Source organism: Actinocatenispora comari, from assembly GCF_017312725.1.
In the GTDB taxonomy this organism is placed as follows: Bacteria; Actinomycetota; Actinomycetes; order Mycobacteriales; family Micromonosporaceae; genus Actinocatenispora; species Actinocatenispora comari.
Genome location: NZ_BOPO01000112.1, coordinates 1 through 9386 on the forward strand (window position 1 = coordinate 1; position 9386 = coordinate 9386).

The 9386-nt window shown below is 75.1% G+C and carries 6 protein-coding genes; 5 read left to right on the forward strand and 1 reads right to left on the reverse strand.

What is annotated here, in order from left to right; genetic code table 11:
* Window positions 1–168 precede the first annotated feature (168 nt).
* The 3 genes from NUM_RS26925 to NUM_RS26935 all read left to right on the forward strand — a co-directional run bounded on the left by NUM_RS26925 (window position 169) and on the right by NUM_RS26935 (window position 4536).
* Window positions 169–1365, forward strand: coding sequence for a sensor histidine kinase (locus NUM_RS26925; RefSeq protein ID WP_207127746.1), 1197 nt, complete (start codon window positions 169–171; stop codon window positions 1363–1365).
* Window positions 1366–1492: 127 nt separating this feature from the next.
* The gene (locus tag NUM_RS26930) at window positions 1493–2155 is read left to right on the forward strand and encodes a response regulator transcription factor (protein ID WP_207127751.1); all 663 of its coding nucleotides are present in this window, start codon (window positions 1493–1495) and stop codon (window positions 2153–2155) included.
* A 137-nt stretch (window positions 2156–2292) separates the two neighbouring features.
* Complete coding sequence (locus NUM_RS26935; RefSeq protein ID WP_207127747.1) at window positions 2293–4536, forward strand: MMPL family transporter; 2244 nt, start codon at window positions 2293–2295, stop codon at window positions 4534–4536.
* Between the two features lie 24 nt (window positions 4537–4560).
* On the opposite strand, the gene NUM_RS26940 is transcribed toward NUM_RS26935, so the two are convergent.
* Entirely contained in the window at window positions 4561–5187 is a 627-nt protein-coding gene (locus tag NUM_RS26940; protein WP_207127749.1) for a TetR/AcrR family transcriptional regulator, read from the reverse strand.
* 61 nt (window positions 5188–5248) lie between these two features.
* Here NUM_RS26940 and NUM_RS37755 point away from each other — a divergent pair, with 61 nt between their 5' ends.
* A complete protein-coding gene (locus NUM_RS37755) occupies window positions 5249–7486 on the forward strand; it encodes an excinuclease ABC subunit UvrA (protein ID WP_263975148.1) in 2238 nt (745 codons plus the stop codon).
* 321 nt (window positions 7487–7807) lie between these two features.
* On the forward strand, window positions 7808–9386 hold a 1579-nt coding region (locus NUM_RS26950; RefSeq protein WP_207127755.1), incomplete at its 3' end, for an AlkA N-terminal domain-containing protein.

Sequence of the window (9386 nt, forward strand, 5' to 3'; positions counted from 1 at the left end):
GCCCGGGCGGCATGGCGGGCCCGGGCGACGTGGCGGGCCCGGCGGCGTGGCGGGCCCGCAGCCGGCCGGCCGCGACGCGGTGCGGGGGGCGGCGTACATCGGGGGGAGTACGGGGTGCCTTCCGGCGGAGGACACGCCGGGGACGCCGGCACGCCTAGGCTCGGTGACGTGACGGCGACGCGGTACCCGGGTGTGGTGCGGTGGCGGCCGCGCCCGCTGCTGGTGGACGCGGCCCTGGCGGTCGTGGTCACCGCGCTGGTGGTGCTCGGCTCGCTGGGCGAGTCGTACCCGAGCAACCCGGACGACGTGGTGGCGGGGCTGGTGGTGCCGCCGTGGCCGGCGTACCTGCTCGCCGGTGCGGCCGCCGCGGTGCTGGTGTGGCGCCGGCGCCGGCCGGTCACGGTCTGGGCGATCTCGCTGGCGCTGGTCGTGCTGTACACGATTCCCGGCTACGTCAACGGTTCCGCGCTGATCGCCCCGGTACTGGCGGTGTACACGGTGACGACGCTCGGCCGGGCGCGGCGGGCGCTGCTGCTGGCCGGGATCACCGTCGTGGTGCTGATGGGCAGCACGATCCTGTTCAGCCCGTTCGGCTTCGGTGGTCCGGTGACGGTGATCCCGTTCGAGGTGGCGGTGGCGCTCGCGGCCGGGCTCGCGGTGGCCAGCCGCCGGGCGTACGTGGCGGAGATCGCCGACCGGGCCGAGCAGGCCGAACGGACCCGGGAGGAGGAGGCGCGCCGGCGGGTCGACGCGGAGCGGCTGCGGATCGCCCGGGAACTGCACGACGTCGTCGCGCACACGATGGCCACGATCAGCGTGCAGGCGGCAGCGGCCGCGCACGTGCTGAAGGATCCGCCGCCGGAGGCGGCGACCGCGCTGGCCGCGATCCGCGCCGCGAGCAAGGACGGCCTGGTCGAGCTGCGGGCGATCCTGCGGCTGCTGCGTACCGAGGGCGAGGCCGATCCGCGGCACCCGACGCCCGGGCTGGCCCAGCTCGCCACGCTCGCCGAGCGCACCCGGCAGGCCGGGGTTCCGGTCACGCTGCGGCTGCCGACGCCGCTGCCGGAGCTGCCCGCCGCGACCGAACTCGTCGCGTACCGGATCGTGCAGGAGTCGCTGACCAACACCGTCAAGCACGCCGGTCGCGCCCGCGCGACGGTCACCGTCGACACCCGGGACGGCCACCTGGAGCTGACCGTACTCGACGACGGGATCGGCTGTACCGCACCGGAAACCGACGGCCACGGGCTGCTCGGTATGCGCGAGCGCGCGGCCTCGGTCCGGGGTAGCGTCGAGGCCGGCCCGGATCCGGCCGGCGGCTTCCGGGTGCACGCCCGGCTCCCGTTGCCGGGCGGTGCCCGATAGTGGCCCGGCGACACCTGCCCGGGCCGGCGCGGCGCCCGATCGCCCGCCGGCCACGGCTACCCCGACCTGTCCCGGCCGGCGCGTCCCGGTCGAAAGTGGTACTCCGAACCGTGAGGTTGATGCCGTGGTGATCAAGGTGGTGCTCGCCGACGACCAGGCGCTGATCCGGGCCGGGTTTCGTACCCTGCTCGCCGACGCCGGTGACATCCAGGTGGTGGCGGAGGCCGCGGACGGCGACGAGGCGGTCCGGGCGGCGCGGGACACCGCGGCCGACGTGGTCCTGATGGACATCCGGATGCCCGGCACCGACGGGCTGACCGCGACCCGCGAGATCGCCTCCGACGACGACCTGGCCGGCGTCCGGGTGCTGATCCTCACCACGTACGAGACGGACGAGTACGTGTACCAGGCGCTCAAGGACGGCGCGTCCGGCTTCCTGGTCAAGGACATCGAGCCGGACGAGTTGCTGCACGCGATCCGGGTGGTGGCCCGCGGCGACGCGCTGCTCGCGCCGTCCATCACCCGCCGGCTGATCGCCGATCTCGTCGCCCGGCCGGCCAAGCGCGTCGCCGACACCTCGGTGCTGTCCCGGCTCACCGACCGGGAACGTGAGGTGCTGGTGCTCGTCGCCGGCGGGCTGACCAACGACGAGATGGCCGGCCGGCTGTTCCTGAGCCCGCTGACGGTCAAGACGCACGTCAGCCGGATCATGACCAAGCTCGCCGCGCGCGATCGCGCCCAGCTCGTGGTGCTGGCGTACGAGAGCGGGCTCGTCACCCCGGGCGGCTGACCGCCTGGCGTGGTGGCGGCGGGTACTCCGTCGGGATGCCTCCGGTGGGGGTACCGGTCGGCAACTCCGGGTGGACGACCGGGGCGAGTCGAGACGCGAGGCTCAGGGGGTTCGCTCGATCCCTTCAGGAGTGCGTCATGCATCCCAGGCACACCAGTCGATTCCGTCCTGACAACCGGTCCGGGTCCGCTCCGGGACCGACCGGGCCGCTGGCCGCGCTGGCCCGCGGCTGCTTCCGGCGCCGCTGGCTGGTGCTGGCCTGCTGGCTGGTCGGCACCGCCGCGCTGCTCGTCGTCGGATTCCGCTACGCGGCGCCCGCCGACAACGACTTCTCCGGCGGTACCAGCGAGTCCGCGCACGCGCAGGAGCTGATCCGGCAACACTTCCCGACGCAGAACGGGGACACGCTCACGCTCGCGGTGACCGCGGACCGGCCCGTCACCGACCCGGCGGTACGCACCCGGGTCGAGTCGCTGCTGTCCACCATGCGCGGCGCGCCGCACGTCGTCGAGGTGGCCGACCCGTACCGGACGCCGGGGCAGATCTCCGCCGACCACCGCACCGCCTACGCGACGATCCGGTCCAGCGCGGACCAGATCTCCGCCGACACGGTGACCCCGTTGCTGGACAAGGTGAAGCACGCGTCCGGCGACGGCGTCACGTTCACCCTGGGCGGCGACGCGGTGCTGTCGGTCGAGCAGCCGCCCGGCGGGCCGAGCGAGGGCGTCGGCGTGCTCGCCGCCGTGATCGTGATCCTGATCAGCTTCGGTTCGCTGCTCGCGATGGGGCTGCCGCTGCTGACCGCGCTGTTCGGCATCGGTACCGGGCTGGCCGGCATCGAGCTGCTCGGCCACCTGCTGCCGGCGCCGTCGTTCACCCCGATCGTGTCGACGCTGATCGGGCTCGGCGTCGGGATCGACTACGCGCTGTTCATCGTCACCCGCTACCGCGAGGCATTGCACGGCGGAGCCGGGCAAGGCGCACAGCACGGCGGAGCCGAGCAGGGCGCCTGGCAGGGAGCGACACCGGAGCAGGCCACCGTCGTCGCGATCACCACCGCCGGCCGGGCCGTGCTGTTCGCCGGCAGTACCGTCGTGATCGCGCTGGCCGGGCTGTTCGTGATGCAGCAGCCGCTGCTGAACGCGACCGCGGTCGCCGCGTCGGTGACCGTGCTCGCCACCATGGTCGCGGCGGTCACGCTGCTGCCGGCGCTGCTCGGCTTCGTCGGGCGCCACATCGACCGGCTCCGGCTGCCGTACTTCGGCCGGACGTCGACGACCAGTCCGCTCGCGTCCCGCTGGGCCGGCGCGATCCAGCGGCATCCGGTGGTCGGCCTGGTCGTCGGGGCCGCGGTGCTGCTGACGCTCGCGGTACCGGCGCTGTCGATGCGGCTCAGCTTCGCCGACGCGTCGACCGCGCCGCGCGACACGTCCGCGTACGCCACGCACCGGACCCTCGCCGACGCGTTCGGTCCGGGCCGGGACGCGCCGCTGGTGATCGTCACGGACGGCTCCGGCGCCGCGCTGCGGCCGGTAGCCGACGCGGTCCGCGACACCCCGGGCGTCGCCGCCGTGACGCCGGTGCGTACCAGCGCGGACGGCGGGGCCAGCGAGTTCGTCGCGATCCCGACCGCCGGCACCCAGGACGCCGCCACCCCGAAGCTGGTACATCGGTTGCGGGACACCGTGATCCCGCAGGCCGCGGCGGGTCAGCGGGTGTATGTCGGTGGGCCGAACGCGGCGACGATCGACTTCGCCGACTCGGTCACCACCCGGCTGCCGTGGCTGATCACGGTCGTCGTGGCGCTCTCCCTGCTCGTCCTGCTGGTACTGGTGCGCTCGGTGGTGATCGCGGTCAAGGCGGCGGTGATGACGCTGCTGTCCACACTCGCCGCGTACGGGGTGCTGACCGCGGTGGTGCAGTGGGGCTGGTTCGGCCACGCGCTCGGCTTCGCGACCGACCAACCGGTCACCACCTGGGTACCGCTGTTCGTGTTCCCGATCCTGTTCGGGCTGTCCACCGACTACGAGGTGTTCCTGGTGTCCCGGATCCGCGAGGAGTACGACGCGGGCGCGGACACCCGCGAGGCGGTGCGGCGCGGCCTCGCGTCGACCGCCCGGACCATCACCGCGGCCGCGGCGATCATGGTCCTGGTGTTCCTGACCGTACTGCTCGGCGACGATCCGGCGGTCAAGCAGTTCGGTCTCGGGCTCGCGGTCGCGGTGCTGCTGGACGCGACGCTGGTCCGGATGGTGCTGGTACCGGCGCTGATGGAGCTGCTCGGCGCGGCGAACTGGTGGCTGCCCCGGCCGCTGGCCCGGCTGCTGAACCGGCGGGCGGCGCCCGCCCGGGCGCACGAGCCGGCCCTCCCCCGCACCTGAACACCACCGTCCCGCCCGCCGGAATCAGCCGGTGGGCGGGTAGGCGGCGGCGAACAGGGCGGGCAGTCGCGGCACGAGGCGGGTGAAACGACCCGTCTCGTAGGTCGCGTCGGGCTCGTTGGCGAGCTGCTGGGACACCACCCCGGTGATCAGGCTGCGCAGCAGGTCGAGACCGGCCGGCGCCGCCGCGTCGGGGTGCAGTTCGCCGCGGTCCACGGCGGCGCGGACCTGGGCGGTCATCAGCTCGCCGAGCGCCACGGCCGGCGCGTACGCCGCGGCGGAGGGGACGTAGCCGGGCACCGGACGCCAGAACATCAGCTGGCCGAGGGTCGGGTTGGCCACGACCCAGCGGGCGCCGGCCTCGAACGCGGCGCCGATCGCCGCGAGCCCGGGTTCGGCGCCACCGGCCGCGGCGCGGGCGGCGGCGAGGTAGTCGCGGTTGCCGCGGGCGAAGAGCGCGTCGTAGACCGCGTGCCGGGACGGGAAGTACTTGTACAGCGACGGCGGGCGGATGCCGAGGCGGCGGGCGACGGTGGACAGGCTGAGCCCGGCGACGCCGGCGGTGGCCATCTCGTCGAGCGCGAGGTCGAGGATCTCCGCGCGGGTCTGCTCGCGGCGCAGCGCGCGCCGGTCCGGGGTTGCCGAGGTCACGCGGACGATCTTAGCTTTGGGCTGTAGCTTTGGCTATAGGTCGTAGCTGAAGGAGTTCGACGTGGCCGACATCGTGGTGACCCGGGCCCGCACCCACAACCTGCGCGACGTCTCGGTACGGGTGCCGCACGGCAGGTTGACCGTGGTGACCGGAGTGTCCGGATCGGGCAAGTCGTCGCTGGTGTTCGGCACCATCGCGGCCGAGGCACAGCGCGCGCTCGCCGACACGTACCCGGCGTTCGTGCGGCACCGCCTGCCCCGCCAGGAGCGCCCGGACGCCGACGCGATCGAGCACCTCACCCCGGCCGTGGTCGTCGACCAGCGGCCGGTCGGCGGCGGCGCCCGTTCCACGGTCGGCACCATGACCGACGTGCACCCGACGCTGCGGGTGCTGTTCTCCCGGTACGGCTCGCCCAGCGCCGGCGAGTCCAACCGGTACTCGTTCAACGACCCGGCCGGGATGTGCCCCGGCTGCGAGGGGCTCGGTACGGTCGCCACCGTCGACGTGGCCCGGGTGCTGGACGAGACGCGCTCGCTCGACGACGGCGCGATCCGGTTCCCGCCGTACCGGGTGGGGTCGACGGCGTGGCAGATCTACGCGCGCTCCGGGCTGTTCGACCCGGACCGGCCGGTCGCCGCGTTCCCCGCCGCGGACCGCGACCTGCTGCTGCACGGCGAGGGCTTCACGGTCCAGCGCACCACCCCGGCCGGCGGCGTCTACCGCAACCGGTACGAGGGGCTCGTCCCCGGCATCACCCGGCGGTACCTGCGTGCCGGCGCCGACAAGCAGCGCCTCGCCGACGGGTTCGTGACGCGCGGCCGCTGCCCGGACTGCGGTGGCGCCCGGGTCAACGCGGCCGCCCGGGCGTCCCGCATCGACGGTCGCTCGATCGCGGACCTGACCGCGCTGGAGATCGGCGAGCTGACCCCGCTGCTGGCCGGGATGGACAACCCGGTCGCCGCCGCGGCCGTCGCCACGCTGCGCCGCATCGAGCAGGTCGGCCTCGGCTACCTGACGCTCGACCGGGCCACCCCGACGCTGTCCGGCGGCGAGGCGCAGCGGCTCAAGACGGTGCGCTACCTGGGCAGCGCGCTGACCGGGATGACGTACGTGTTCGACGAGCCGAGCGCCGGCCTGCACCCGCGCGACGTCGAACGACTGATCGACCTGCTGCACGCCTTGCGGGACAACGGAAACACCGTGCTGGTGGTGGAGCACGACCCGGCCGTGACGCGGGCCGCCGACCACGTCGTCGACCTCGGTCCGGGCGCCGGTGCCGCGGGTGGCCGCATCGTGTACGCCGGCCCCGTCGACGCTCTGCGCGCCGCGGACACCGCCACCGGCCGCTCGCTGGCCCGCCGCGCCCGCATCACCGCCCGGCACCGCACCCCGACCGGGCACCTGCCCGTCCGCGGTGGCCGGCACAACCTCGCCGGCGGCACGATCGAGGTACCGACCGGAGTGCTGACGGTCGTGACCGGCGTGGCCGGCGCCGGCAAGAGCACGCTGGTGCGCGAGCTGGCCGCGCAGTACCCGGACGCCGTGGTGGTCGACCAGGGCCCGGTCGCCGGCTCCGTACGGTCGACCCCGGCGACCCACCTGGCCGTGCTGGACCCGCTGCGACGGATGTTCGCGACCGCGCACGGCGTGCCGGCCGGGCTGTTCAGCTTCAACTCGACCGGCGCCTGCCCGCGCTGCGACGGGCGCGGCGAGATCCGTACCGACCTGGCGTTCCTGGACCCGGTGACGGTGCTGTGCGAGGCGTGCGGCGGCTCCCGCTACTCGCCCGAGGCGCTGGCGTACCGGGTGGCCGGGATGACGATCGTCGACGTCCTCGCCCTCACCACCGAGCAGGCGGTCGACCGGCTCACCGACCCGGCGGTACGACGCCGGCTGGCGCCCGCCGTCGCGGTCGGCCGGGGGTACCTGACGCTCGGGCAGCCGCTGTCGACGTTGTCCGGCGGCGAACGGCAGCGGCTGAAACTCGCCGGCGAGCTGTCCGCGCACGGCACGGTGTACCTGCTGGACGAACCGACCACCGGCCTGTCGCCGACCGACGTGGACGTGCTGCTGCACGTGCTGGACGGCTTGGTGGACAACGGGAACACCGTGGTCGTCGCCGAGCACGACCTGGCCGTCGTGCGGCACGCCGACCACGTGATCGACCTCGGTCCGGGCGCCGGCCGGCACGGCGGCCGCGTCGTGTTCGCCGGCCCGGTCGGCGCGCTGGCCGCGGCGCCCGGTTCGTACACCGCCGAGTACCTCCGACACGAGTTGGCCCTCGCACCGCGAGGCTGACCCCGCACCACCCGGCTGGCCCCGCACCGCTGCGCTGATCGCCTCACCGCCGGCCCGACCGACCCACCGCGGGGTGACCAGCCCGCCCGCGGCGCGACCGGCCCGGCTGCCGGCGCCCGCCACGCGCACCCGCTTCGCGAACCCCGGCGGGTGTGCGCAGCGATCGGATCCCGCACTCGCGCCCGACCCGGGGTCGCCGCCGCACGAGACGCCCGCGCCGGCAAGCGCGGGACCCGGCCCGACCAGGTCCGAAATCCGCGATCGGCCGTCGTCACGGTCGTGTCCGAAAGCCGCGAGCCATTCGCCGGCGGCGGTGTCAGGATCGGAGACGTGAACACGCTTCCGGACTTCGAGCACTGCTACCGCGCGGTGGCCAGCCGCGACCGGCGGTTCGACGGCTGCTTCTACACCGCCGTCACCTCGACGAAGATCTACTGCCGACCGAGTTGCCCGGCGCAGACCCCGCGACGCGCCAACGTCCGGTTCTACCGGTCCGCCGCGGCCGCCCAGGGCGCCGGCTTCCGCGCCTGCATGCGCTGCCGTCCGGACGCCACGCCCGGCTCCCCCGAATGGGACAGCCGGGCCGACGTCGCCGCCCGCGCGATGCGGCTGATCGCGGACGGGCTGGTCGACCGGGACGGTGTCGCGGGGCTGGCCAGCCGGCTCGGCTACACCGAACGTCACCTCAACCGGCTGCTGTCCGCCGAGGTCGGCGCCGGGCCGCTGGCGCTGGCCCGGGCGCAGCGGGCGCAGACCGCCCGGCTGCTGATCGAGACGACCCCGATGGGGCTCGCCGAGATCGCGTTCGCGGCCGGCTTCGGCAGCGTTCGCCAGTTCAACGACACGCTGCGCGAGGTGTACGGCAGCACCCCGTCGGCGCTGCGGGCCGCGAAGCGGCGCGGCGGCCGTACGGCGGGACGGGCCGCGACCGTGCACCGGGCCGGGCCGGCCACGATCCCCGAGACGCCACCGGTCGACGCGGGTACCGCGCCGGTCGACGCCGGTGGTGCCCCGGTGCCGGGCACGGACTGGACCACGGTGCCGGTACGGCTCGCGTACCGGGAACCGTTCGCGGCGGCCGAGGTGGTCGGGTTCCTGGCGGCCCGCGCGCTGCCCGGCGTCGAGTCGGTCGTGGCCGGCACGTACCGGCGGACGATGCGGCTGCCGCACGGGGTCGGGTGGGCCGAGCTGAGCCCGGCCGACGGGTACGTGTCGGCGGTGCTGCACCTGGCCGACGTGCGCGACCTGGCCCCCGCGGTGTCCCGCTGCCGGCGGCTGTTCGACCTGTCCGCCGACCCGGTCGCGGTCGACGCGGTACTCGGCGCCGAGCCGGCGCTGGCCGCGGACGTCGCGGCCACCCCCGGGGTACGGCTGCCGCGGTCGGTGGACGGGTTCGAGATGCTGTGCCGCGCGATCGTCGGCCAGCAGGTGTCGGTCGCCGCGGCGCGCAGCATCCTCGGCAACCTCGCCGCCGCGCTCGGCGATCCGGTCGCCGCGGGCGAGCTGAGCCACACGTTCCCGACCGCGGCGGCCGTCGCCGACGCGCCGGACGAGCTGCTGCCGATGCCGAACGCCCGGCGCCGCGCCCTGCGCACCGCGGCGGGGCTGGTCGCCGACGGTGCGGTGGACCTGGACGGCGGCGACCCCGACGCGGTCGCCGAGACGCTGCTCGCGGTACCGGGCATCGGGCCGTGGACGGTCAACTACGTGATGCTGCGCGGCCTCGGCGAGCCGGACACGTTCCTGGAGGGCGATCTGGGCGTACGGCACGGGGCCGCGGCGCTTGGGCTGCCCGACGCGGCGAAGCCGCTCGCCGCCTGGGCCGCCACGGTGCGGCCGTGGCGCTCGTACGCGGTGATCCGGCTCTGGCGGCAGGCGGCCAGCGCGGCCGGCCGCGCCA